Source organism: Roseateles sp. UC29_93, from assembly GCF_042695725.1.
GTDB lineage: Bacteria > Pseudomonadota > Gammaproteobacteria > Burkholderiales > Burkholderiaceae_C > Roseateles > Roseateles noduli_A.
On the sequence record NZ_CP170545.1, the window covers coordinates 465,834 to 488,781 of the forward strand.

Below are 22,948 nucleotides of genomic sequence, written 5' to 3' on the forward strand. Positions count from 1 at the left end.
ACCGGCGGGGGATCACTGCGTGGAGCGATCAGTGAGCTTGCGCTGGTCGCCGCGGAACACCATCCACTTCGGCGTTCGGAATCTCACGATGCGCCAGTACAGCGCGACGTACGCAACCCCGAACAGCACCATGCACGCGGCGATCATCGGCGTCGAGTCCCAGAACAGCAGCGCCGGCGCCAGCGACGAGAGGCACAGCGTCCAGAGATAGGGCGCCGTCATCGAATTGCGGCGCGTCATCAGGCGCGCGTCGCGTGCGCCAATCGCCCAACGCATCAGGCGGCGGTAGATCAGCGAGTGCAGATGGATGCCGTCCGGATCGCCCGGGCTGGTGTTGCGCAGGAAGCGGCGGCGATAGATGGAGAAGACCGTCTCGAACACCGGATAGATGCACACCATCAGCGCGAACAGCGGCGACACCTGCGGGTGGCGGTGGATCAGCAGGATGGCGATCTCCGCCAGATAGAAGCCCATGAAGTACGCGCCGCCGTCGCCCAGGAAGATCAGGCCGGCGGGGTAGTTCCAGACGAAGAAGCCGAGGATGGCGCCGACGCCCGCGAGCGCCCAGAGCGCGAGTTCGGTGTCGCCGACCTGGTAGGCCACGTAGGCGAGGGTCAGCAGCATCAGGCTGACGCACATCGAGGACAGGCCGTTGAAGCCGTCGATGATGTTGACCGAGTTGGCCACGCCGGCGACGACGAAGATCGTGATGATCACCGCGCCGACCGTGGTCCCGACGATGAAGTCGAGGCCGGGGATGTCGGTGCGCGTGATCATGGCCTGGAGCAGCCAGCAACCCAGGCCAGCGGAGATCGCGGTGGCGATCAGGCGCTCGCGCGGGGAGACCTTCTTGGTGAAGTCCTCGATCAGGCCGGCGGCGAAGGCGGGCAGGCCGCAGATCAGCAGCAGCAGACCGGTCTTCGCCTGCGGATGCTTCAGCACATAGGCCAGCGCGACCATGCCGGCCAGCCCAACGAAGATGCCGAGACCGCCGATGCGTGGCACGGGTCGGGCGTGGAACTTCTGCGGACCGGACAGGTCGTGGTCCGCGGACAGGTGGCCATGCACCGTCGACGAGTGCACCACGTACAGCGTGATCGCCGCCGCCAGCGCGAACGGGATGAGCAAATACAACATGGGCGGCAGTGTAACGAGCGGCTTCCGGCACAAGGCGGTTTTGGCGCAACAGCGCTGCCATAGAATGCGCCGCTGGTCGCTCCGACACCCTGGTCATCAGGTCCGTCGCGGGCGACCACGTTCATCTGAGACGAGATCACGCATGGAACTACGCGCCCAACGCGCCCTTTCGCCGGTGTCGACGACTCGCGCGCGCCCTTCCTTCCACAAGTCCGCGCTGGCGGTGCTGGCGGCTTGCCTGATGGCAGGTCCGGCCTTCGCGCAGATGACGACGAGCGGCAGTCAGACCAATGCAGACCAGGGCACCGATCTGTCCGGCCCTGTCAGGCTGAACTCGACGAATCGCACCGCGCAGGACGCGACTCAGCAGCAACAGCAGCAGGGTCAGGCTTCGCAGAGCCGGGCGCCGAAGTATGTGCCCGGCGAGTTCGAGATCTACGTCAACAAGCTGCTGGGCATCGATCTGTCCGATCCGCAGACGCTGGAGCAGCTGCGGCGCTCCGACGCCGGGTTGGCGGACATCGGCACCGTCACGCAGTCGCAGATGAGCGGCAACGGCAAGGCGTTGACCATCTCGACCGACAACATCGTGCGCCGGCTCGGCGCCGACCTGATGCTGGACGACCGGTCGTCGCGCGGACAGTCATCGGAGATTGACGGCCCGCGTCAGGCGCCAGCGGACTACTTGATCGGCATCGGTGACGAGCTCCAGGTCACCGCCTGGGGCTCGGTGGATGCCGACCTGCGTCTGACGGTGGACCGCGCCGGCCGCATCACCATTCCGCGCGTGGGCCCGGTCCTGGTGGCGGGCGTGCGCAACGGCGACCTGAACGAGGTCATCCGCGCCCGCATCGCGCAGGTGTTCAAGAACTTCCAGGTCAGCACCTCTCTGGGCAAGCTGCGCACCATCCGCATCTACGTCACCGGCTTCACCGCGAAGCCCGGCGCCTATTCGGTCAGCAGCCTCGCCACGATCGTCAACGGCCTGATCCGTGCAGGCGGCCCGTCGGCAGCGGGCAGCTTCCGCCAGATCGAACTGCGCCGCAACGGCCAGGTGGTCGCCAACTTCGACGCCTACGACCTGCTGCTCAAGGGCGACAAGGCCAGCGATCGTGCGTTGCAGGCTGAAGACGTGATCCACATCGGCCCGATCGGTCCGCAGGTCGCGGTGCTGGGCAGCGTGAACAAGCAGTCGATCGTCGAGCTCAAGCCGGGCGAGACGGTGGACGACGTGCTGGCGATGGCTGGCGGCTTCAGTGCCGTGGCGGACCGCTCGCGCGTGTCGATCGAGCAGTTGAGCGACCGCAACGACCGCCGCGTGCGAGAGCTGCAGTTCCCCGCGCAACTCAAGACCTCCGCCGCCAACGGTGACGTGATCCGGGTGTTCAGCAGCGTCAACACGGCGCTGCCACTGGGCAAGCAGTTCAAGCGCGTGATCGTGGAGGGCGAGGTCGCCCGCCCCGGCGAGTATGTGCTGCCGCCCACGAGCACGCTGCAGGACGCTATCGCGGCGGCCGGCGGCTTGACGTCGCAGGCTTATGTGTTCGGCACGGACTTCTCGCGCGAGAGCGTGCGTCAGTCGCAGCAGGAGAACTACGACCGGGCCCTGCGGGACCTGGAGACCGAGTTCACGAAGTACAGCAGCACGCAGCGCGCCACAACGGCCGATGAAGCCGCGGGCAATGCACAGCGAGCCGCTGGCACCGAACGTCTCGTGGCTCGGCTGCGCGCCGTGCGCCCCACCGGCCGCGTGGTGCTGCAGCTCGAGCCCGATGCGCGGCTGCTGCCCACGTTGACTGTGGAGGACGGCGACCGACTGCTGGTTCCGGCAAAGCCCTCGACGGTGGGCGTGTTCGGAAGCGTGTTCAACGCCGGCAGCTTCCTGCTGCAAAGCAGCGCGACGGTCGACGACGTGATGAAGCTGGCCGGCGGCCCGACCCGCGGCGCGGATGCTCGCGGTGCGTTCGTGATCCGAGCCAACGGGACGGTTGTCAGCGCGCGCCAGACGAGCAGTGGCTGGTTTGGCGGCACCAGCCTGGCCAGCCTCCAGGCATTGCCCGGCGACACGGTCTTCGTGCCCGAAGAGATGAACAAGTCGACGTTCATCCAGGACGCCAAGGACTGGACGCAGATCCTGGCCAACTTCGGCCTGGGCATCGCGGCGTTGCAGACGATCAAGAACTGACGCCTGGTTGAGGAGAGACCTTCGTGAGCACCCCACACCTGGCAGCCCTGCCCGCCAGCGCACCCATCGACAACCCGGGCTTCGGACCTGTTGACCTGATCGCAGTTCTCGCGCAGCGATGGAAGCGGCTCATCGGCGGATCCATCGGAGCGGGAGTCGTGATGCTGGGCATCTCGTTCCTGATGAGCCCGACATTCACCGCGCAGACAGTGTTCCTGCCGCCCCAGCCTCAGCAGAGCGCCGCCACGGCGGCCATGGCCTCGCTCGGTGCCCTGGCGGGTATCTCCGGCGGATCCTTGGGCGGCAAGACTTCGGCGGATCAATACATCGCGCTGCTGCGCAGCGTCAATGTCGAGGAACGACTGGTCGAACGGTTCAAGCTGATGGAGCTCTACGAGGCCAAGTACCGGTTCCTTGCGCGTCGCCGGCTGGAGCAGAGCACGACCATCTCGCTTGGCAAGAAGGACGGACTGATCACCATCGAAGTCGACGCCCACGAGCCGCAGTTGGCTGCCGACATCGCCAATCAATACGTCGCCGAGTTGCGTCGGCTGATAGGCGAACTGGCGCTGACGGAAGCACAACAGCGACGGGTCTTTTTCGAGACCGAGCTGAAGCGCACCAACGAGCGCCTGGCGGAGGCCCAGAAAGCGCTGCAGTCGGGCGGCTTCGATGCCAACGCCATGAAGGCCGAGCCGCGGACCGCAGCCGAGGCCTATGCCCGCATCAAGGCCGAGACCACGACGGCAGAAGTACGTCTGCAGACGATGCGTCGCAGCTTGGCTGAAACGTCTTCCGAGGTGCAGCAGCAACTCGCGATGCTGTCGGCCCTGCGCAGCCAATTGGCGCAACTTGAGGGCAGCACGACACGAGCCAACGATTCGGACTACCTCGGTCGCTATCGCGAGTTCAAGTATCAGGAAGCGCTGTTCGAGTTGTATTCCAAGCAATTCGAACTGGCACGCCTCGACGAAAGCCGGGAAGGCAGCGTCATCCAGGTGGTCGACGTGGCAACGCCGCCGGAGTACAAGAGCAAGCCCAAGCGGGCCGCCCTGGCGCTGGGGGCAACGGTCGGCACCTTCATCCTGCTGTCGATCTGGATCCTGGCATCCTGGCTGCGCCGTACGCGGCGCGGCGCGGCCTGACGCGGGCCAGCCGGCAGACTATCCCGTCCCGATAGAACCTATCGCGGCCCGCCATGCGCGGCACGATATCGCTGACAACCTGAAGGACCTCGACGCGCGGCGTCGCGGTCGTTCCACAGTTCGACAACGCATGAACCCGAACGCCAAGATTTTCGTGACCGGTCACCGAGGCATGGTGGGCAGCGCCCTGGTCCGGCAACTGAACGCCCAGGGCTACCTGAACGTCATCACCCGCTCGCGCGACCAGCTCGACCTGCTGGATCAGCGCTCCGTGGCCGGTTTCCTCGCCACCGAGAAGCCGGACTACGTCTTCATCGCCGCCGCCAAGGTCGGTGGAATCCAGGCCAACAATCAATATCGCGCAGACTTCCTGTACCAAAACCTCATGATCGAGGCCAGTCTGATCCATGGCGCGCACCTGGCCGACGTGCAGCGACTGATGTTCCTTGGCTCGAGCTGCATCTACCCGCGCGACTGTGCCCAACCGATCAAGGAGGAATATCTCCTGACCGGACCGCTGGAGTCGACGAACGAGCCCTATGCGATCGCAAAGATCGCTGGCATCAAGCTGGCCGAAAGCTACAACCGTCAGTACGGGCGTCAATACGTCAGCGTGATGCCGACCAACCTCTACGGCCCGAACGACAACTACGATCTCGCCAACAGCCATGTGCTGCCAGCCCTGCTCCGGAAGGCCCACGAGGCCAAGCTCCGCGGCGACAAGGAATACGTCGTCTGGGGATCGGGCACGCCGCGCCGCGAGTTTCTCTACGTCGACGATTTGGCCGAAGCCTGCGTGTTCCTGATGAAACAGGGCTACGCTGGTCCGCTGCTCAATGTCGGCACCGGTGAAGACGTGACGATCCGCGAGCTCGCCGAGTCCGTGATGCGCATCGTCGGCTTCGATGGCCGTATCGTCTTCGACAGCAGCAAACCCGACGGCACGCCACGCAAACTGCTGGATGTCGGCCGGCTGACCGCACTAGGCTGGCGCGCGCGCACAGCGCTTCCCGACGGCATTCGCCAGGCATACGAAAGCGCGCCTTTCCGGGCCTGAACCCCTTTCCGAGATCCATCACATGTCGCAACGAAAAGTCGCCCTCATCACGGGCATCACAGGTCAGGACGGCGCCTATCTGGCAGAACTGCTGCTGGACAAGGGCTATGAAGTCCATGGCATCAAGCGGCGCGCCAGCCTGTTCAACACGGACCGCGTCGATCATCTCTACCAGGACCCGCATGTCGATAACCAGCGGTTCAAGCTGCACTACGGCGACCTGACCGACAGCACCAACCTCATCCGCATCATCCAACAGGTTCAGCCCGACGAGATCTACAACCTGGCCGCGATGAGCCACGTGGCGGTCAGCTTCGAAACGCCGGAGTACACCGCCAACGCCGACGGCATCGGCACGCTGCGCATCCTCGAGGCGATCCGCATCCTGGGCCTGGAGAAGAAGACCAGGTTCTACCAGGCGAGCACATCGGAGCTTTACGGCCTCGTCCAGGAGATTCCGCAGAAGGAAACGACGCCCTTCTATCCGCGAAGCCCCTACGCGGTGGCCAAGCTCTACGCCTACTGGATCACGGTGAACTACCGCGAGGCCTACGGCATGTACGCCTGCAACGGCGTGCTCTTCAACCATGAGAGTCCGCTGCGCGGCGAAACCTTCGTCACCCGCAAGATCACGCGCGCGATCGCTCGCATCGCGCTGGGCCTGCAGGACTGCCTCCACCTGGGAAACATGAGCGCGTTGCGCGATTGGGGCCACGCCAAGGATTACGTCGAGATGCAGTGGTTGATGCTTCAGCAGGATCGACCCGAGGACTTCGTCATCGCCACCGGCGTCCAGTACAGCGTGCGCCAGTTCGTCGAATTCGCCTGCGCCGAGCTAGGGATCGGCATCCATTTCAGCGGCGAAGGCGAGCAGGAGATCGGCACGGTCACGAGCATCGGCGATCCATCTCGCGCGACGTGCCGGGTCGGGGACGTCATCGTCAGGGTCGACCCGCGCTACTACCGTCCGACCGAGGTCGAGACGCTGCTCGGCGATCCGACCAAGGCCAAGGAAAAGCTGGGCTGGACTCCCAAGACCACGCTGCGCGAGCTGGTCGCGGAGATGGTCGAGGCGGACTACCAGTCGGCCAAGCGGGACAGCCTCGTGAAGGCGGCCGGTTTCCAGGCCTACGACTACAACGAATGAGCGCGTGCCGGCGCACGGGACCGTCGCCGGCGTGCAGGACGCATCGATTCTGAGGATCTCTCGATGAAAGCAGTGATTCTGGCCGGAGGCTTGGGCACTCGGCTGAGCGAGGAAACCGCCACGCGGCCCAAGCCCATGGTGGAGATCGGCGGCAAGCCGATCCTTTGGCACATCCTGAAAATGTACTCCCACCATGGCGTGAACGACTTCGTGATCTGCTGCGGATACAAGGGCTACGTCATCAAGGAATACTTCGCCAACTACTTCCTCCACATGTCCGATGTCACCTTCGACATGCGCCACAACCGCATGGAAGTGCATCACAAGCGGGCCGAGCCCTGGAACGTCACGTTGGTGGACACCGGCGACGACTCCATGACCGGCGGACGGTTGCGGCGCGTGGCGGACTACGTCAAGGACGAAGAAGCGTTCTGCTTCACCTACGGCGATGGCGTGGGCGACATCGACATCTCCGCCACCATCGACTTCCACAAGTCGCACGGCAAGGCCGCCACGCTCACGGCCACCTACCCGCCTGGCCGGTTCGGCGCGCTCGACATTCGCCAGCACCAAGTCATGAGCTTCAAAGAGAAGCCCAAGGGCGACGGCGCCATGATCAACGGCGGCTTCTTCGTGCTCTCGCCGTCGGTGCTCGATCACATCACGGGTGACGCGACGACTTGGGAACAAGAGCCACTGAACACGCTGGCCGAGACCGGTCAGTTGATGGCTTACGAGCACACGGGCTTCTGGCAGCCGATGGATACGCTGCGCGACAAGCATCTGCTGGAGTCGCTGTGGGCGTCGGGGCAAGCGCCCTGGAAGATGTGGCCATGAGCACGACGCAGCGGACCTCGCCGACGTTCTGGGCCTGCAAGCGGGTGCTGCTGACGGGGCACACCGGTTTCAAGGGCAGTTGGCTCAGCCTGTGGCTCCAGTCGATGGGTGCCGTGGTGCGCGGCGTGTCGCTGGCCCCGCCGACGCAGCCGGCGATGTTCGATGTCGCACGCGTCGCCGACGGCATGGAGCACCGGAACACCGACATCCGCGATTTCTCGGCGGTGAAGGCGCAGATGGACGAGTTTCGGCCCGAGATCGTCCTGCACATGGCGGCGCAGCCCTTGGTGCGACTGTCCTACCAGCAGCCGGTCGAGACCTACGCCACCAACGTGATGGGCTCGGTTCATGTCCTCGAGGCGGCGCGTCATGTCGGCTCGGTCAAGGCCATCGTCAACGTCACGACGGACAAGTGTTACGAGAACCGTGAATGGGTCTGGGGCTATCGCGAAGACGAGCCCATGGGCGGCCACGACCCTTACTCGAACAGCAAGGGCTGCGTGGAACTGGTCGCCTCAGCCTACCGCAAGTCCTTCCTCCAGGACGCCGGCATCGCCATGGCGACGGCGCGTGCGGGAAATGTCATCGGCGGCGGTGACTGGGCCCTCGACCGCCTGATCCCGGACATCCTCGGCGCACTGCAGTCCGGCAAGCCGGTCCTGATCCGCAACCCGCACGCGATCCGCCCCTGGCAGCACGTGCTGGAACCGCTGTCGGGCTACCTGCTCCTCGCCGAGCGGCTGTACATGCACGGTCAGGCCGATGCGGAAGGCTGGAACTTCGGCCCGCGCGATGACGACGCACGCCCCGTGCAATGGATCGTCGAACGCCTGTGCGACGCCTGGGGAGACGGCGCGACCTGGACGCTCCAGCCCGGCGATCACCCGCACGAGGCCAGCTTCCTGAAGCTGGACATCTCCAAGGCGCGGCAGCGGCTGCAGTGGGCGCCGCGCTGGACGCTCGACACCGCGCTGGCGCGCATCATCGACTGGCACCGCGCGTGGCGCGCGGGTCAGGACATGCGCGCCTGCACACTGGCCCAGATCGAAGCCTTCCAGCGCGCTGACTGAGCCGAATCAGGACCAGCGATGACGCAACGCATCCTTCTCACCGGTGGTAATGGATTCCTGGGCCGCGCGTTCCTGAACTCCGCTGCGCCAGGCATGGAGATCATCGCCCTGGGTGGTCGCAGGCACGCACAGGCCCAAGGCCTCACGGTCGACCTGCGCGACAAGGAGAGCGTGCGCGCGGCGGTGCGGGAGGTCCGCCCGACCCACGTGCTGAATTTCGCCTCGCTGGGGGTGACGCGCGATGAGAGCACCTTGTCGGAGCTCCTCGCCGTCAATGCCGTCGGAGCGCTCCATCTCGTGGATGCGCTGGTCGAAGAAGGCCTGGCCGCCCGGACCTTCCTGTTCGGCACCGCCTACGAATACGCGGACTCGACGCGGCGCCTGGACGAGTCGGCCCCGCTGGATCCCAAGTCGCCCTACGCGATTTCCAAGACCACGCTGTACTACAGCCTGAAGCAGTATGGCGACGCGCTGCCGCTGACCTTCCTGCGCCTGTTCAATATCTTCGGCCCAGGGGAACCAGCCGAGCGGCTCATCCCGTTCATCGCCCGCAAGGCGCGCGCCGGCGAGGAGATCCCCCTGACCGGCGGCGAGCAACTGCGCGACTTCATGTTCGTTCCCGACCTCATCGCCCTGCTGCATCGCCTCGTCGCGACCCCGGCTGTCGAGGGATCGGGACTGCGAACGCTCAACGTCGGGACGGGAGAAGGCATCAGCCTGAAATCGTTCATCGGGTACGCGGCCGCGGCGCTGGAGCGCCTGGGACTGGCGCCGACGCTGAAGTTCGGCGCCCTGCCCTACCGGGCCCAGGATCCGATGCGATGCGTGGCCGACAATGACCGGCTTCGCGCGCTGTTGGGCGACCTGCCCTTTACCGATCTGCAGACCGCCGTCGAGAAGACCGTTCTGGCACTCCATGAGCAATGACCTCTATCAAATCATCGAACGACGCAAGCTGGTCGACGAGCGCGGGTTCTTCCTGAAGACGATGACCGGTCTTGAACCGGACCTGCCCGTGGCATTCGGCGAAATCTATGTGATCCGCGGCGATCAGGGCAAGGCTCGGGCCAATCACTACCATGACATCGCCACGGAGTGGTTCACTCTGCTGGAGGGGCAGGTGAAGCTGAATCTGCGCCACGTCGACACGGGCGAGTCGGCATCGCTGCTGCTGAGCGACGACGCGCCGATGACCGTGCGGATCAACCCGCGGGTGGCGCATTCCCTGATCGGCGTCGACGGGCGTGACTACCTCCTCATGGCTTACACCGATCGGCGCTACGACCCGGTGGACACCGTCGCCCATCCGCCGATCGAGCTGTGAAGCGCCACCGCACGTCGGCGCTCACCCGACGCCTGCCGGGCATCGCCCTCGGAACCGCCTCATGATCGGGCTCCGTCTCCCCGCCTTCCTGAAGCACCGGCCCGCGGCCCGGGCGTTCGGCACCAACGTCGCCTGGCTTTTGGCGGACAAGCTGACGCGGTTCCTGGTGGCCATCTTTGTCAGCGCCTGGGTCGCCCGCTATCTCGGTCCGGAGCGCTATGGCGTGCTGGCCTATGCGATCGCCTTCATCTCGATGTTTCAGGCCGTGTCGCTCCTCGGTCTGGACAACCTGGTCGTGCGCGACATCGCCGCCATGCCGGCTCAAGCGCACCGCGTCCTGGGCACGGCGCTGCGCCTGCGACTCATCGCCGCGGGCACGGCCTACCTCGCGCTGGGCGCCTGGATCGCGCTGTTCCAGAGGGACGACGTGAGCGCCTCGGTCATCGTGCTCCTGGCGGGCCTGGCGATCCTCTTCCAGGTGTCCGACGTGATCGACCTGTGGTTCCAGAGCCGGATCCAGAGCCGTCGCACGGTCGTCGCCAAGATCTCGTCCTACCTGGTGACGGCCGCCGTCAAGGTGCTGCTGATCCAGCTCGGCGCCAGCCTGCCCGCCTTCGCCGCGGCCCACGCGCTGGAAACCGGGCTCGCCGCCCTGGCTTTGAGCCTCGCCTACGCGGGCTACCGGACCGACCGCCGCTGGGAGTGGGACGGCGCCCTGGCGCGTACGTTGCTGGCCCAATCCTGGCCGCTCCTGCTGTCGGGACTGTCGATCCTGCTCTACATGCGGGTCAGCGTCGTGTTCCTGCGCGAATCGGCGGGCAGCGTGGAGGTCGGGCTCTACAGCGTGGCGGCCACGCTGTCGGAGATGTGGTACTTCATCCCAATGGCATTGGCCAGCAGCATCGCGCCCATCGTCTCCCGGCAGCGGGCCGCCGGCGGCGATGGTCATCGCCGGATCCTGCTCAAGGCCTTCGCCGCGATGTGGGCGCTGTCGCTGTCCGTCGTGGCATTGAACACGCTGGGCGCCCGACTCTTCGTCGGCCTGCTCTACGGCCACCAGTACGCGGCGTCCGCGCCGATCCTCATGATCCACGCGCTGACCTTCATCCCGGTCTGCCTTGGCGTCATGCAGAGCGTCTGGCTGATCAACGAGGGCCGCTCCAAGCTCGCCCTTCACCAGGCGCTCAGTGGCGCTGCGACGGCCCTGATCCTCAACCTGGTCCTGACGCCGCGCTACGGCGCGTATGGCGCAGCCGTCGCCACCGTCAGCTCGCAGTTCGTGCAGGCCTTCCTCGTCAACGCCGTGCTGGCGCCCGACCTGTTCCGTCTGCAATGCAGTTCGCTCCGCATCCTGAAGACGCTCCGCTCATGAGTTCCCCGATCACACCGACGCTGAGCATCTGCATTCCGACGCTGAACCGGTGCGCCCTCCTGTGCGCGGCGCTCCGGTCGATCTTCAAGGCCGACTGGGACCGCCAGCGCGTGGAGGTGTGCATTTCCGACAATGCGTCCGAAGAGGACTATGACGCGCTGCACGCACTGCTCGCCGAGGCCCCTCCCGGATTGAGCGTGCGTTATCAGAAGCAACCCCGGCGCCTCTCGATCGACGCCAGCATGTATGCCGTGCGGAACATGGCGACCGGGGCCTACCTCTACTTCCTCGGGGACGACGACCACTTCCTGGACGACGAGCCGCCCCGACTGCTGGCCTTGATCGACCAGGAAGCCCCGGATCTGGCCATCTTCAACGGCGTCCTCATCGATGCCGCGGACCGTGTCGTCGGCAGCCATTTCGAGCTTCCCGCCAGGACCTACGGCGACGTCTTCCAGGCGTTCGACGACCTGCGGGACAAGGGCATGTTCGGTGCCGTCCTGGTGCGCTCGGCCCACTTGCAGGCGGCTCACTTCGAGGCGCTGTTCGGCACCGCGCACGGCTACGGCTGCTACTGGTTCTCGCTGCTGGACGATCGGCATCTGGAAGGTCGGCCGCCGAAGATCATGATCCCGGGTTTTCCTCTGGTCGCCCTGCGCATGGCGGCCAAGAGCTACAACCTGCTGGATGTGTATTACCGGCAGATTCCGTATGAGATCGCCGTGTACCGACGACACCTGCCAGCGGGCCCCGCCCAGCGCGCGAACCTGCGGTTCGAGCGTGCTTTCCATCGCAAGATCGCATCGTTCCGGTTCCTGTTGCCCATGCGTGCCACCGGCATGCCGATCCTGGAGATCCGGAATCTTTACCCGGACTTCCACGACCGTCATGCGCTCAAGCTCGAGTTCTCGGACTGGCTGGTCCGTTCTGGCGCCTACGCGCGGCTGAAGACCGTCTACCGGCTGCTCCGGGGAAAGGGGGCACGTCCGTCATGAGCGTCCTGCGCGTCATCCACTACTCCGGCGACCGGCTCGGCGGAGCGGCGCGTGCCGCCTCGCGCATCCACCAGGCACTTGGTGCCTCGCAGGAGGCGACCTCGCGCATGGTCGTGGCCGACAAGACCAACGACGACGTCACCGTGCGCGGCGCCGATCCCCGGTTGAGTTCCCGGCTGGCTGCTGTGATTTCGCCACGCTCGACGGCCTGCCGCTGCGTCTGGGCGCGGCGCCCGATTCCATGCCGCGGTCGACCGGCTGGTCAGGACGCATCCGGGCCGCGGCGATCAATGCGGAGTCCGCGGACATCGTGCATCTTCACTGGATCTGCGCGGGCTTCCTGTCTGTGGAGACGATCGGCCGGATCCGCAAACCCATCGTCTGGACGCTGCACGACATGTGGGCCTTCTGCGGCGCGGAGCACCTCGCCGAGGACACCGCCACCGCGCGTTGGCGCCAAGGATACGAACCTGCGTTGAAGACCGGCCGCTTCGATGTCGACCGTTGGGCATGGCGGCGCAAGCACGCGCACTGGAAGGCCCCGATGCACATCGTCACGCCCAGCCGGTGGCTGGCGCAATGCGTGGCGGGCAGCGCCTTGATGCAATCATGGCCGGTGTCGGTCATTCCCAATCCCTTGTGCCTGTCCCGATTCAAGCCGATGGACCGGGCTGCCGCGCGCCGGTTGCTCAACCTGCCCGCCGACAAGCCCCTGGTTCTTTTCGGCGCCATCAAGGGCACGCAGCTCGCCTACAAGGGCTGGGACCTCCTTCAGCCGGCGCTGGCCAAGGTCGCCCGGGAACAGCCCGGCGTCGAGGCCGTGCTGTTCGGGCAGAGCGAGCCACCGGATCCCCCCCGTCTCGGCATGCCCCTGCATTGGATGGGGCACGTGTACGACGACTACACGTTGTCGGCGCTCTACAGCGCGGCCGATCTGCTGGTTGTGCCTTCGCGGCAGGAATCCTTCGGGCAGACCGGCTCGGAGGCCCAGGCCTGCGGTTGCCCGGTCGTGGCCTTCGATGCCACGGGCCTTCGTGACGTCGTCGCGCACGGCGACAGCGGACTCCTGGCCCGGCCATTCGACAGCGGCGATCTCGCCGATGCGATGCTGGCGCTGCTGCGCGACGATGCGCGGCGCGCCGCGATGTCCGCGTACGCACGGGCGCGCGCCAAGCGCCTCTGGTCCTACGATACCGTCGCACGCCAATACCTGGACCTTTATCGCGACGCCGCCACGCGGTGAGCGCGCCATTCTGTACAAGCCCAGTCCCATGACCACCGCTACCGACCGCCCGGCACACCAGGCCGTTCTGCCGCCGCCAGCGCCCACCTCCGGCGATCGCCCCCTGATCACGATCGCCACGGTGGTCCGCAACGGCGCCGCGACACTGGAGGCCACGATCCGCAGCGTCGCCGCGCAGACCTTCACCGACATGGAGTACGTGGTGGTCGACGGGGGCTCCACCGACGGCACGTTGGACATCCTGCGCCGCCACGAGGCACACGTCACCACGTGGATCAGCGAGTCCGACAAGGGCATCTACGATGCGATGAACAAGGCCCTCGCGCTCGCGCGCGGGCGCTGGCTGCTGTTCCTCGGCGCCGACGACACATTGACCGCGCCGGACATCCTCGCGAAGGTCGCCGCGATGCTCGACGACGCACGCACGGTCTTCTACGGCGACGTCATCCTGAAGTCCTCGGGCCGCGCCTACTGCGGCGAGATGAGCACCTACCGGCTCATGCAGCAGAACATCTGCCACCAGGCGATCTTCTATCCGGCGGAGATCTTCCGGTCGAAGCCGTACGACCTCGACGCCGGCCTGCTCGCCGATTACAAGTACAACATCGAGCTGTGGGGCGCAGGCGTGCCGTTCACGCACGTGCCTCTCGCCGTCTCCTTGTTCGAGGATGCCGGGGCGTCCAGCCGTCCCGACAAGAAATTCGAGTCGATGCGCCTGGCGCTGATCGACCAGCACCTCGGTTGGCCGCATGGTCTGATCAAACGCGTCCGAAATCTCCTGGTGAAAGTCGGGAATCTGCTCCGCCGATGAGCCCGCTGCTCTACCTCGTCACCATCGCGGACCAGCTCGAGACCTATCTCGCGCTGCTGCTGCTGCTCGCCCCGCTCCACTATTGGCTGGCGCGCAGGCTCGCAGTCAACATCTTCGATCCGCTGTTCCTGGTGATATTGGCCGACTGGTTCGGTTTCACGCTCGTCAGCTTCATGTGGATCAACAGCGACATCCGCGTGGAGCACTTCCAGTACTACGTGGCGTCCCAGGCGGCGCTTTACGCGGCGCTGCTGTACGTCAAGCGGATGAACGCCGGCCTGCGCGCGCCGGCGTTCGACCCGCCATACGCCCTCGTGAACTGGGTGGTTTTCTTCTCGCTGCTGGTGCACTTGTCGGCGACGGCGGTGAAGTGGGGCCTGACTGGCATTCCGCTGTTCAACGCTTCGCGACTGGGCGCCTTCGCGGGTTCGGGGGGGCTCGGGATCATCGAGCGCTTCGAGACCGGCGCCTTCTTCCTGCTGACCTTCTCCGGCCTGCTTCTCTGGACGAAGTTCCGCGCACGCGCGACCTGGACGACCCTGGGCGTCGTCGCCTGGCTGCTGGTGTACATCGCGTTCTCCGGATCCAAGGGCGCGCTGCTCAGCATCCTGCAGGTCTACTTCGTGGTCCGGGTCCTGGTCTCCGACCGGTCGCAGGCCAGCTTCCTGGGCAGTCGGCTCGGGGGCATCGCCTTCGTCACCGCGGCGGTGTTCTCCTTCGCCGTGCTGGCCGTGCAGTCGCAGGGCGACTTCGAGCAGGTGCTGGTGAACCTGGCGTTCCGTCTGGTGAGTTTCGGCGACATCTACATCTACGCCTACGTCGACGACACGATGCGCTACATCAACGGCGACAACCCCGTGATCGGTCTGTTCGGAGGCGCGCTGAGCACGTTCCGCGTGATTCCAGGGGATTGGATCTACAAGAACATGGGCCTGCAGTTCACCGAGATCATCTTCCCCGGACTGGACTATCTGGCCGGCCCGAATCCGCGTCACAACGTCTTCGGCTTCCACTTCTTCGGCTGGTGGGGGGTCGTCTACTCGGGTCTGCTGGGGCTGTCCATGGGGTGGCTCCAGGCCCACCTCTACCAGCGCGCCCATCGCGGATTCTTCGCCGGACTGGTCGCATTCCTGCTTTACTTCTCCCTGGTCAGCGCCAGCGGCGATTTCGACTACGCCCTGTCCACGCTGTCCAGCATCCTGCTCGCGTCCATCCTCGTGCTGATCCCTGCTCACCTGTTCCATCTGGCCGGCCTCCGCGCGCAGCCATCGCGTCACCATGCATCAAGTTGATATCGCGCTGGGCCTGTACAACGGCGCGGCGTATCTGTCCGAGTTCCTCGAGAGCCTTGGCCAGCAAACCTTCCAGGACTGGCGGCTCGTCGTCCGCGACGACGGCTCCACCGACGGATCCCTGGAGATCGTGCGGCTCTGGTGCGAGCGGCATGGCCGGCCGCTGCGGGTCGTCCAAGACACCCTCGGCAATCTTCGAGTGATTGCCAATTTTTCGGCTTGTCTGGCCGCCACCGATGCGCCGTACGCGATGCCTGCGGATCAGGACGATGTCTGGCTGCCTCACAAGATCGAGGACGCCGTCGCCGCGATGCGCAGGATGGAAGCCGAATGCGGCAGCCAGACGCCCATAGCGATCTACTGCGATCTGGAGGTGGTCGATGCCGCGCTGCGCCGCCTGCACCCGTCATTCCTGGAAATGCAGGGGCAGGGCTCTCGCCGCCTCCCCACGCTGCCCCAACTGCTGACGCAGAATGTGGCGCCCGGCTGCTCGATCATCGTCAATCGCTCACTGCTGGCGACCGGACTCCCCATCCCCGCCGACGTCGCGATGCACGACTGGTGGTTGATGTTGCTGGCACGAGCGACCGGACGTGTGGGCCATCTGCGCAGACCGGGCATCGCCTATCGCCAGCATGGAGGCAACCAGGTCGGGGCCAGGCGGGGTGGGCTGATGGACCTGCTGAAGCAAGCTCGTCATGGCCGCCTTGCCTACCAGATGCGCCTTCGGCAAACCCGGACGCAGGCCCAGGCGCTGGCCCAGCGCTTACCTGCAAACCACCCGCAACGTGCGCTTGTGGAAACCTACGCCTCGCTCGACCGAGTGCCAAGACCGCTGCGCCAGATCCGCGCCTGGCGCAAAGGTTTCGACAAGGTCGGTCTGGTGCGCAATGTCGTCTTCTTCCTCCTGATGTGATCCTGGCATGCAATTGACCGCCTCGCTCGTTCTCTACAACAACGCCCGGTCGCTGTTCGAGAAGGCCATCGCGTCGTACCTGGCGGGTACGGACGATGGCGTCCTGCATGTCGTGGACAACTCTCCCGAGCCTCTGCAGAGCACCTGGTTCCAGCATGCGCGATTGCGCTACCTCCACACAGGACGCAACCTCGGGTTTGGTGCCGGGCACAACGTGGCGATCCGACAACTTTCCGACGAGGGCGCGCACCTGCTGCTGAATCCAGACATCGAGTTCGATGCCGATGTGCTGCCCGCGCTGCTGACAGTCCTGGAGGGGTCCCCACGGACGTCGGCCTTGATGCCTCGGGTACTTTATCCCGATGGTGAACCCCAACACCTGTGCAAGCTGCTGCCGTCGCCCGTCGACCTCTTCGCCCGTCGCTTCCTGCCGTCGCGCGCACTACGGGAGCAGTTGAGCAGAGGCTATGAGCTGCGCGACCTTCCCCTGGACCGCCAGAGCGTCGTACCCAGTCTGTCCGGTTGCATGCTGATGATCCGGACGCGCGACCTGCTCGCCATCAATGGCTTCGACGAGCGGTACTTCATGTACATGGAGGACGTTGATCTGGTCCGCCGGCTCGGTGATCGGGGAGAGACCCGCTTCGTGCCGGAAGTCCACGTCACTCACGCCTATGCCAAGGGGTCCTATCGCAACAGGCGCTTGCTGGGATACCACATCGCGTCCGCGATCAAATACTTCAACAAGTGGGGCTGGACACTCGACCGTACGCGAAGGGATCGCAACCGCGCTGCCAAGCGCCAACTGTCGGCTTGATGTCGACCCGGTTGGACGCCACAGTCAGGGTGCAGGCGCGCGCAGCGCGGTGACGAGGTCGAACAGCTGTTCGTTCGAACGAAATGGCGTGAGATCCACCTGACGACCGAAGGTCCCGACAATCAGCGGCACGGCGTCGTCCTCCATGCGGTCGGCGCCCATGCAACGCTGGGCCGAATAGGTACCGTTCGTGCACCACTCGTGAACCCGCAACGGATGGTCCGAAGTGATGACGATACGCGGCGACCCCTCGTCCATACCGGCTGCGCGCGCCTTCAACAGCCGCGCAGACCGCGCGACCATCGCGGCAGCATGCGCAATCCCCGCTGCATAGTGCTCCGCCAACGACGCGTCGGGTCCCGCCGCCGGTGGATGAGGGACTGGCAGGTGTGCGAAGAGAACACCGCCACGGCGCCAGAACGGCGCCTTCCAATAGGACGCCTCCGTGCGGGCAACCAGATCCAGCCAGGGCGTGTTCTGTGCCCGCAGGCAAGCTTCTGCAATCGGCACCTGGAGACGTCGGCCCAACGCACATTCGACGCGCCGAATGTCGCCAAACCCGGATGGCGGTGAGTCACGTCGGCACCAGCGCAGCCCTTTCATCGCGCAATAGGGGTGATAGAAGCCGACGACATCCACATCCGGCCAGCTCACCTCAACGCTCGAGAAATCGAGAAGGTCGAGGCCGCTGCAGATCGCGGCGAGCCCACACGGTCGAGCCTCGGGGAAGGGACGACGCAACCACATGGCAGGAATGACCTTGGCCGTGGCGTCACCGACCGGTGCATTGGCACGGCTTGACACGACGAAGCCTTCTGCCGCCAACGCGCGCATGATCGGTTCCGAAGCCTTGAAGCCCAGTTCATCCAGCAACAGAACCAACAGGGGGCCCCCGGACGGATTGATCGGGACGCCGGCCTTCGATGCGGCAGCCGCCGACAAGCTTCGCGTATCGGGCCACGCAATCGTGTCAGAGCGGACCGAGACCAGGAAGGGTGGGACCGAAACGAAGGCGATGGCCGCCACGGTCAGGGCCAGCGGCCCGCGCGAGGTCGCCCAACGGGACAGTCGGCTACCCCAGCGCCAGTCGCAGAACCAGAGCAGCCACCAGACGCCCGCCGACGCGATGAGCGCCTGGACGAAGTGGGCCAGCTTGGGTCCGTTCCCCGGCACCACCCAGAGCCAGAGCACCACGGCCAGCAGGAAGTGCCGGATGGGCGGGCGCCGGATGCCAGCATCGCCAGCGGCACGGTTCGCGCGCCGCCGCAGTGCCGCGCCCGCCAGGAGGTCACCCGCCACCAAGATCGGAAAGGCCGCCATCCAGGCGAAGTTGTCGACCTGCGCCAGCATGTCGTGATAACGGTCGCGCAGGATGACTTCCACGAGCGCGGACAGCCAGACCACGGCCGTCAGGACAAGCAGCCGGTGCTTCATCGCGGGGACCGGTTCCTGGTCAAGAGGCCCGCCGCAGCAACGTCAGCACGCGTTGCCCGGAGGGCAGTCGCACTTGCTCCTGCTGCACGAAACCGGCGTCCAGGAAGGCTTGGCATTGAACGGTCACCGAGGGGAACGGGTCATCGCGATGCCGCTGCGATCGCATGAGCGCGATCTGGGGATCGGTCGGCTCGATCAGCTCGACCACCAGCGCCTCCCGCGTGCAGGAAGCGGCAAATTCAGCCACCCGCTGCATCGGGATGGACGCGCCGATCACGAGGTGATGCAGCAAGGCCAGCATCAGCGTCATGTCGGCTCCGCCGCGCAGACGTTCCGGCAAGCCGGGGTGTTCCGTGCCGGACCATCCGTAGCCGCCGCGCAGATCATCCATTGGAGCCACGACCCAATGGATGCCGGCGGTGTTCTGCTTCACCCCCGCTTGCACGGCGCCGTGATCGGCGTCGACCGCGATCACACGCGACCCGGTCGCCGCCGCCAGACGCGAGAACTCGCCCGAGTTGCAGCCGAAGTCCAGCACCCACTCGCGGGGCTGCGCGGCAAGCCACTGTGTCAATTGCGTGCGCTTGGCCTCTAGGTCGATGTCGCTGTAGTGGGCGCGTTCCTCGGTGTAGTGGGTCCAGGTTGTGGCGGCGTTGGCGCCCCCGCGTGGATCAACCCCGCGGAGCATCCAAGACAGCGACTGATGCAGCCCTTCGCGGAAGCGTCGAATCGGCGCGAGGTCGGTGTCCGTCGAACGTCGGCCGTCGACTGCCACCGCGACACCGGGAGGCGGGTTGGAAGCACCTGCCATCAGCGGCCAGTAGCGGCCGAAAAGCCGGGCGACCCCCAGCATGTCGCGTGCGACTTCATGCGGAACGCCATCCCGCCACGCCTGGAAGGACTTGCAGGCGCGCAGACCACGCCGCCGCGACAGCAGCAGCGGCAGCACGAAATGGCGCGCGAACTGTCCCGCTGCCCACCAGCGCTTGTCGGTCAGCGGCTCGAAGGACAGCAGGTCGCAGAACACCGGCCGTGCGCCGTCGAAGATGACGTTCCAGGCGGACGCGTCCTTCAGGTCGAAACCCGCCTCGACCGCCTCCCGCTGCAGGCGCAGCGTGAGTTCGGCCGCCTGGAACAGTTGCAGGTCACACCATTCCGGCGGCAGGCTCACGAACGGGACCCGTCGGGCGGACACCGTGCAGTCGTCCAGGAGCTCGAAGTCGACGAGGTCGCCTTGCTCGCGCCAGCGGCGAGCCAGGTCGGAACGCAGGAAATGCGTGGGCGCCAACGGCTCCCGGAGCGCGCGCACCACACGATCCGCCTCCATCACCAGGCGGGCAGCCGGATCCCTCATTTGCGTTTGAAGCGCTCAATCAGGCGTTTCAGCGACGCCAACGGATTGCGCACGAACACGATCAACGCGCCCACCAAGGCGATCAGCCCCTGCCAGATCAGCATGCCGGAGCCGGGGTCCACGTAGGCGTGGGCGCTCAAAGGCGCACACAGGATCAGTGCCACCGCACCGAGATGTCGAACATTCATGCAATCCCCTGGCTTCCCTCTAACGTCTGTGCGTCATTGCTGGCGTGAGGCGTGCATTTTCACATCAATGTCATCGAGACCTGTGCGAGTCCCGACTGGAATTCTCCACCGAGCACCTTTTGCAACAGTTGCCGTGCCTCGGCATCGGAGCGGCTGCAAGGCGCACGGGCGGCGGCGAGCAAAGCGTCCACGCCGGGTCGGGTGGACGGGTCGTCCAGGCGTGCCAGCAGGAGGCGATCGAAGGGCGTCGGCAGGGTCCGGTCGCTGTCGCTGAGGAGTTCCTCGTACAGCTTCTCGCCGGGACGCAGGCCGGTGAACGCCAACTTGACGTCGGCAGCGCCGTGGCCCGACATCCGGATCATCGTCTTGGCGAGATCGACGATCTTCACCGGCTCCCCCATGTCGAGCACGAAGACCTGCCCCGACTCCCCGATCGCGCCGGCCTGCACCACCAGCCGCGCCGCCTCCGGAATCGTCATGAAGTACCGCGTGATCTCCGGATGCGTCACCGTCACCGGCCCGCCCTTGGCGATCTGCTCCTTGAACTTCGGGATCACGCTCCCGCTTGATCCGAGCACGTTCCCGAACCGCACCGCCATGAACTTCGTCGAATGCCCCTGCCCGGCCATATGGCTGATGACCAGCTCCGCCGCGCGTTTGGTCGCCCCCATCACGTTCGTCGGATTCACCGCCTTGTCCGTCGAGATCATCACGAAGCGTTCCGCGCCGGACTCCGCCGCCGCCACGCACGCGTGATACGTCCCCAACGTGTTGTTGCGGAGTGCCGCCCACGCGTTCTCCTCCTCCATCAACGGCACATGCTTGTAAGCCGCCGCATGGAAGACGATCTGCGGCCGGTACTTCCCGAACGTGAAGCGCAGGTGCTCCAGGTCCTTCACATCCCCGATCAGCCGCACCAGCGGGATGTGCGGGAACTTCTCGCTCAGCTCCTGCTCGATCCGATACAGCGCGAACTCGCTCAGCTCATACAGCACGATCTTCGACGGCCCGTACCGCGCCACCTGCCGGCACAGCTCCGACCCGATCGAGCCGCCCGCGCCGGTGATCAGCACCGTCTTGCCACCGATGCATTCGCTGATCCCGCCTTCGTCCAGCTCCACCGGCTCGCGCCCAGAAGGTCCTCCGGCTCGATGTCCCCGCACCTGGTTCACCGCGCGCCCCGCCAGCAGCTCCTGGCTGCTCGGCACCGTCAGCACCGCCAGCCCCGTCTTCCCCGCCAGGTCCAGCGCACGGCGCCGCTCCAGCGTCGTCGCCGCCGGCATCGCCACGATCACGTGCGTGATGCCGTGCATGTCGGCCAGCCGCGTCGCGTCCTCCAGCGTGCCGATCACCGGCACGCCCGCGACGCGCGCACCGCGCTTCTCCGGCGCATCGTCCAGATAACCGACGACCACCCAGCCCTGCTGGTGCTGGATCCCCGCCACCAGCAGCCGCCCGGCATCCCCCGCGCCCATCACCAGCGCGCGGCGCTGCTCCAGCGCGCTGCCGCTGATACGGCTGCGCATGTGCTCGTAGAGCATCCGGTAAGCCATGCGGATCATCGCCAGCACCATCAGCGTGAACACCGGATGCAGCGCCAGCACCGCGCGCGGCACCTTGGTCAGCTGCGCCATCAGCACCGCCACCGCGGCGATCAGACCCGCGGTGACGCACACCGCCGCCAGCCGCTTGACCTCGCCGAAGCCGCTGAAGCGCCACATCCCCTTGGGCACCTGGAACAGCTTCAGCAGCACGCCGTACAGCGCCACGATGCCCAGCATCACCCAGTGGTCGTAGTCGGGCCGGGCTTCGAACCAGCGCTCGAACCCCAGCCGGAACAGATACGTCGCCTGCCACGCGAGCGCCACCGCCACCATGTCCAGCGCAAGCGCCAGCGCCTCGCGGTAGGGGCGGATCCGCGTCAGGAAGGCATCCAGGGACAACCAGTTCATCGCGTGCTCTTCTTCTTGAACGTCTGTCTGTTTGTCTATCGGGCCGGGGTCAGGCCTTGATCGCGCCCAGCGTCGCCAGGATCAGCCGGATGTCGCCGCCCAGGCTGGCATTGCGCACATAGTCCGCCGCCAGCCGCAGCTTCATCGGCATGACCACCTCCACGTACTCGCGCTCGGGATCCTCGGCCTGCGCCAGCAGCTCGCTCTCGTTGCGAAAACTCAGCGAGGCCGGATCCGTGATCCCGGGCCGCACCGACAGCACCAGCGCACGCAACTCCGCCGGGTACATCGCCACGTAGCGCGGCACCTCGGGCCGAGGCCCCACCAGGCTCATCGCGCCGCGCAGCACGTCCCACAGCTGCGGCAGCTCGTCGACCTTGCTCGCGCGCAGCCAGCGGCCGCTGCGCGTGATGCGCGCATCGTCGCCGATCGTGATCTGCGGACCGAGCGTCGGCGCGTCGACGCGCATCGTCCGGAACTTGTGGATGCGGAAACTGCGGCCGAAACGCCCCACCCGCTCCTGCCGGAACATCACCGGCCCGCGCGAATCCAGCTTCACCCACACCGCCACGGCCAGCAGCAGCGGGCTCAGCAGCAGCAGGCCCACGCCGGCGCAGAGGATGTCGAAGAGTCGCTTGGCCATCGGCCGTCCCGTCCCGTTTCCGTTGCCTG

The 22,948-nt window shown here is 66.1% G+C and carries 21 protein-coding genes; 15 read left to right on the forward strand and 6 right to left on the reverse strand.

All coding sequences use genetic code 11. The features are described 5' to 3' along the window. Positions 1–12 precede the first annotated feature (12 nt). Positions 13–1,137 carry a glycosyltransferase gene (locus ACFJIX_RS02130; RefSeq protein ID WP_377157411.1) on the reverse strand — a complete coding sequence of 375 codons (1,125 nt, stop codon included), beginning with the start codon at positions 1,135–1,137 and terminating at the stop codon, positions 13–15. Between ACFJIX_RS02130 and ACFJIX_RS02135 the strand changes: the two genes are divergently transcribed. The 15 genes from ACFJIX_RS02135 to ACFJIX_RS02205 all read left to right on the forward strand — a co-directional run bounded on the left by ACFJIX_RS02135 (position 1,121) and on the right by ACFJIX_RS02205 (position 17,348). After that, the gene (locus ACFJIX_RS02135; protein ID WP_377157412.1) at positions 1,121–3,322 is read left to right on the forward strand and encodes an SLBB domain-containing protein; all 2,202 of its coding nucleotides are present in this window, start codon (positions 1,121–1,123) and stop codon (positions 3,320–3,322) included. The genes ACFJIX_RS02130 and ACFJIX_RS02135 overlap by 17 nt on opposite strands. A gap of 23 nt (positions 3,323–3,345) precedes the next feature. After that, positions 3,346–4,467, forward strand: coding sequence for a Wzz/FepE/Etk N-terminal domain-containing protein (locus ACFJIX_RS02140; protein WP_377157414.1), 1,122 nt, complete (start codon positions 3,346–3,348; stop codon positions 4,465–4,467). Between the two features lie 130 nt (positions 4,468–4,597). Continuing rightward, entirely contained in the window at positions 4,598–5,524 is a 927-nt protein-coding gene (locus ACFJIX_RS02145; protein WP_377157416.1) for a GDP-L-fucose synthase family protein, read from the forward strand. 22 nt (positions 5,525–5,546) lie between these two features. Continuing rightward, positions 5,547–6,671: a GDP-mannose 4,6-dehydratase gene (gene gmd / locus ACFJIX_RS02150; protein ID WP_377157418.1), complete on the forward strand. Its 1,125-nt coding sequence runs from the start codon at positions 5,547–5,549 to the stop codon at positions 6,669–6,671. Positions 6,672–6,734: 63 nt separating this feature from the next. Continuing rightward, positions 6,735–7,508, forward strand: a complete 774-nt coding sequence (gene rfbF / locus ACFJIX_RS02155) for a glucose-1-phosphate cytidylyltransferase (RefSeq protein WP_377157420.1) — start codon at positions 6,735–6,737, stop codon at positions 7,506–7,508. Beyond that, a complete protein-coding gene (gene rfbG, locus ACFJIX_RS02160; protein ID WP_377157422.1) occupies positions 7,505–8,578 on the forward strand; it encodes a CDP-glucose 4,6-dehydratase in 1,074 nt (357 codons plus the stop codon). Before rfbF ends, rfbG begins: the two co-directional genes overlap by 4 nt. Positions 8,579–8,596: 18 nt before the next feature. Next, a complete protein-coding gene (locus ACFJIX_RS02165) occupies positions 8,597–9,505 on the forward strand; it encodes an NAD-dependent epimerase/dehydratase family protein (protein ID WP_377157424.1) in 909 nt (302 codons plus the stop codon). After that, a complete protein-coding gene (locus ACFJIX_RS02170) occupies positions 9,495–9,902 on the forward strand; it encodes a hypothetical protein (RefSeq protein ID WP_377157426.1) in 408 nt (135 codons plus the stop codon). Before ACFJIX_RS02165 ends, ACFJIX_RS02170 begins: the two co-directional genes overlap by 11 nt. Positions 9,903–9,963: 61 nt before the next feature. Next, entirely contained in the window at positions 9,964–11,274 is a 1,311-nt protein-coding gene (locus ACFJIX_RS02175) for a flippase (RefSeq protein ID WP_377157428.1), read from the forward strand. After that, positions 11,271–12,269, forward strand: a complete 999-nt coding sequence (locus ACFJIX_RS02180; protein ID WP_377157429.1) for a glycosyltransferase family 2 protein — start codon at positions 11,271–11,273, stop codon at positions 12,267–12,269. Before ACFJIX_RS02175 ends, ACFJIX_RS02180 begins: the two co-directional genes overlap by 4 nt. A 220-nt stretch (positions 12,270–12,489) precedes the next feature. Beyond that, positions 12,490–13,512, forward strand: a complete 1,023-nt coding sequence (locus tag ACFJIX_RS02185; protein WP_377161557.1) for a glycosyltransferase — start codon at positions 12,490–12,492, stop codon at positions 13,510–13,512. 28 nt (positions 13,513–13,540) lie between these two features. Then, positions 13,541–14,323, forward strand: coding sequence for a glycosyltransferase family 2 protein (locus ACFJIX_RS02190; RefSeq protein WP_377157432.1), 783 nt, complete (start codon positions 13,541–13,543; stop codon positions 14,321–14,323). Continuing rightward, a complete protein-coding gene (locus ACFJIX_RS02195) occupies positions 14,320–15,615 on the forward strand; it encodes a hypothetical protein (protein ID WP_377157434.1) in 1,296 nt (431 codons plus the stop codon). The genes ACFJIX_RS02190 and ACFJIX_RS02195 overlap by 4 nt, the downstream gene beginning before the upstream one ends. Then, positions 15,602–16,531: a glycosyltransferase family 2 protein gene (locus ACFJIX_RS02200; RefSeq protein ID WP_377157435.1), complete on the forward strand. Its 930-nt coding sequence runs from the start codon at positions 15,602–15,604 to the stop codon at positions 16,529–16,531. Before ACFJIX_RS02195 ends, ACFJIX_RS02200 begins: the two co-directional genes overlap by 14 nt. A gap of 7 nt (positions 16,532–16,538) precedes the next feature. Beyond that, on the forward strand, positions 16,539–17,348 hold the full coding sequence (locus ACFJIX_RS02205) for a glycosyltransferase (RefSeq protein ID WP_377157437.1): 810 nt from the start codon (positions 16,539–16,541) through the stop codon (positions 17,346–17,348). Positions 17,349–17,372: 24 nt separating this feature from the next. Here ACFJIX_RS02205 and ACFJIX_RS02210 read toward each other — a convergent pair whose 3' ends face one another. The 5 genes from ACFJIX_RS02210 to ACFJIX_RS02230 form a co-directional block, all read right to left on the reverse strand. Beyond that, positions 17,373–18,782, reverse strand: a complete 1,410-nt coding sequence (locus ACFJIX_RS02210; protein ID WP_377157439.1) for a hypothetical protein — start codon at positions 18,780–18,782, stop codon at positions 17,373–17,375. Positions 18,783–18,801: 19 nt separating this feature from the next. Further along, positions 18,802–20,136: a class I SAM-dependent methyltransferase gene (locus ACFJIX_RS02215; RefSeq protein WP_377157441.1), complete on the reverse strand. Its 1,335-nt coding sequence runs from the start codon at positions 20,134–20,136 to the stop codon at positions 18,802–18,804. Beyond that, entirely contained in the window at positions 20,133–20,300 is a 168-nt protein-coding gene (locus ACFJIX_RS02220) for a hypothetical protein (RefSeq protein ID WP_377157443.1), read from the reverse strand. Before ACFJIX_RS02220 ends, ACFJIX_RS02215 begins: the two co-directional genes overlap by 4 nt. An 83-nt stretch (positions 20,301–20,383) precedes the next feature. Continuing rightward, positions 20,384–22,276 (reverse strand): polysaccharide biosynthesis protein, encoded by a 1,893-nt coding sequence (locus tag ACFJIX_RS02225; protein ID WP_377157445.1) that lies wholly within the window; start codon positions 22,274–22,276, stop codon positions 20,384–20,386. A 49-nt stretch (positions 22,277–22,325) separates the two neighbouring features. Further along, on the reverse strand, positions 22,326–22,919 hold the full coding sequence (locus ACFJIX_RS02230; RefSeq protein WP_377157447.1) for a sugar transferase: 594 nt from the start codon (positions 22,917–22,919) through the stop codon (positions 22,326–22,328). Between the last annotated feature and the right edge of the window lie 29 nt (positions 22,920–22,948).

What these genes read in the sequence shown, in the direction of transcription:
- ACFJIX_RS02190 (WP_377157432.1), top strand. Translation starts at nt 13,541, where the DNA reads ATGACCACCGCTACCGACCGCCCGGCACACCAGGCCGTTCTGCCGCCG.
- ACFJIX_RS02135 (WP_377157412.1), top strand. Translation starts at nt 1,121, where the DNA reads ATGAGCAAATACAACATGGGCGGCAGTGTAACGAGCGGCTTCCGGCAC.
- ACFJIX_RS02230 (WP_377157447.1), bottom strand. Translation starts at nt 22,919, where the DNA reads ATGGCCAAGCGACTCTTCGACATCCTCTGCGCCGGCGTGGGCCTGCTG.
- gmd (WP_377157418.1), top strand. Translation starts at nt 5,547, where the DNA reads ATGTCGCAACGAAAAGTCGCCCTCATCACGGGCATCACAGGTCAGGAC.
- ACFJIX_RS02180 (WP_377157429.1), top strand. Translation starts at nt 11,271, where the DNA reads ATGAGTTCCCCGATCACACCGACGCTGAGCATCTGCATTCCGACGCTG.
- ACFJIX_RS02210 (WP_377157439.1), bottom strand. Translation starts at nt 18,782, where the DNA reads ATGAAGCACCGGCTGCTTGTCCTGACGGCCGTGGTCTGGCTGTCCGCG.
- ACFJIX_RS02170 (WP_377157426.1), top strand. Translation starts at nt 9,495, where the DNA reads ATGAGCAATGACCTCTATCAAATCATCGAACGACGCAAGCTGGTCGAC.
- ACFJIX_RS02225 (WP_377157445.1), bottom strand. Translation starts at nt 22,276, where the DNA reads ATGAACTGGTTGTCCCTGGATGCCTTCCTGACGCGGATCCGCCCCTAC.
- ACFJIX_RS02215 (WP_377157441.1), bottom strand. Translation starts at nt 20,136, where the DNA reads ATGAGGGATCCGGCTGCCCGCCTGGTGATGGAGGCGGATCGTGTGGTG.
- rfbG (WP_377157422.1), top strand. Translation starts at nt 7,505, where the DNA reads ATGAGCACGACGCAGCGGACCTCGCCGACGTTCTGGGCCTGCAAGCGG.
- ACFJIX_RS02165 (WP_377157424.1), top strand. Translation starts at nt 8,597, where the DNA reads ATGACGCAACGCATCCTTCTCACCGGTGGTAATGGATTCCTGGGCCGC.
- ACFJIX_RS02175 (WP_377157428.1), top strand. Translation starts at nt 9,964, where the DNA reads ATGATCGGGCTCCGTCTCCCCGCCTTCCTGAAGCACCGGCCCGCGGCC.
- ACFJIX_RS02130 (WP_377157411.1), bottom strand. Translation starts at nt 1,137, where the DNA reads ATGTTGTATTTGCTCATCCCGTTCGCGCTGGCGGCGGCGATCACGCTG.
- ACFJIX_RS02200 (WP_377157435.1), top strand. Translation starts at nt 15,602, where the DNA reads ATGCATCAAGTTGATATCGCGCTGGGCCTGTACAACGGCGCGGCGTAT.
- ACFJIX_RS02195 (WP_377157434.1), top strand. Translation starts at nt 14,320, where the DNA reads ATGAGCCCGCTGCTCTACCTCGTCACCATCGCGGACCAGCTCGAGACC.
- rfbF (WP_377157420.1), top strand. Translation starts at nt 6,735, where the DNA reads ATGAAAGCAGTGATTCTGGCCGGAGGCTTGGGCACTCGGCTGAGCGAG.
- ACFJIX_RS02205 (WP_377157437.1), top strand. Translation starts at nt 16,539, where the DNA reads ATGCAATTGACCGCCTCGCTCGTTCTCTACAACAACGCCCGGTCGCTG.
- ACFJIX_RS02145 (WP_377157416.1), top strand. Translation starts at nt 4,598, where the DNA reads ATGAACCCGAACGCCAAGATTTTCGTGACCGGTCACCGAGGCATGGTG.